We start from the raw sequence: 905 nt of genomic DNA on the forward strand, positions 1-905 counted from the left end.
GCTGATTTTTCAACATAAGCTGGAACGTTTCCGGCACCTACCCCAAGAGCTGGTTTACCACATGAGTATGCGGCTTTAACCATAGCATTACCACCTGTTGCGAGAATTGTTGCAATACCTTCGTGGTTCATAAGGGCACTAGTTGCTTCCATAGATGGTTCAGTGATCCACTGTACACAGTTTTCAGGAGCACCAGCTGCGATAGCTGCATCGCGAACGATACGAGCTGCATGAGCAGATGATTCTTGTGCTGATGGATGGAAGGCAAAGACGATTGGGTTACGTGTCTTCAATGAAATCAATGATTTGAAGATTGCTGTTGATGTTGGGTTTGTTGTTGGAGTGATACCACAAACAACACCAACTGGTTCAGCGATAAGAGTCAAACCTGTTACATCGTCTTCTTCGATAACGCCAACTGTCTTAGTGTGGCGCATGTTGTTGACTACGTGTTCACAAGCAAACAAGTTCTTAGTTGCTTTGTCCTCAAATACACCACGTCCTGTTTCTTCAAAGGCATGTAAAGCCAATTCTCCGTGGGCATCCAAAGCTGCCACTGACGCTTTAGCTACGATGTAGTCAACCTGATCTTGGTCCAACTTACGCATTTCTTCAAGAGCAACTAAAGCTTTTTGCACCAACTCATCTACGTGTTTTTCAGCAGCGAGTTTCTTTTCCTCTGGTGTCACAGTTTTTTTATCAGCCATATTTTCCTCCATAGCTTTCAAGGATTCAATCCTTTGTTAATTTTTTCACAAGTTTATTATAACGCATTATTTCAACTTTGTAAACAGTTTCATAAACATTTCACAAAGAATTTTTAGTACCTTGTGAAATGTTTGTCATTTTCTTTTCTTAGCAAGCTTTTTCTTTAAAGTTTGTGAAATTTATTTCAAATATTTTTT

1 protein-coding gene is annotated in these 905 nt (G+C 40.1%); it reads right to left on the minus strand.

Annotated features, from left to right (window positions below):
* A partial coding sequence (locus WKI42_RS10480; protein WP_368081889.1) for an aldehyde dehydrogenase family protein occupies positions 1-707 on the minus strand: 707 nt, incomplete at its 3' end.
* Positions 708-905 lie beyond the last annotated feature (198 nt).

This window comes from Streptococcus pseudopneumoniae (assembly GCF_038148935.1).
GTDB lineage: Bacteria > Bacillota > Bacilli > Lactobacillales > Streptococcaceae > Streptococcus > Streptococcus pseudopneumoniae_U.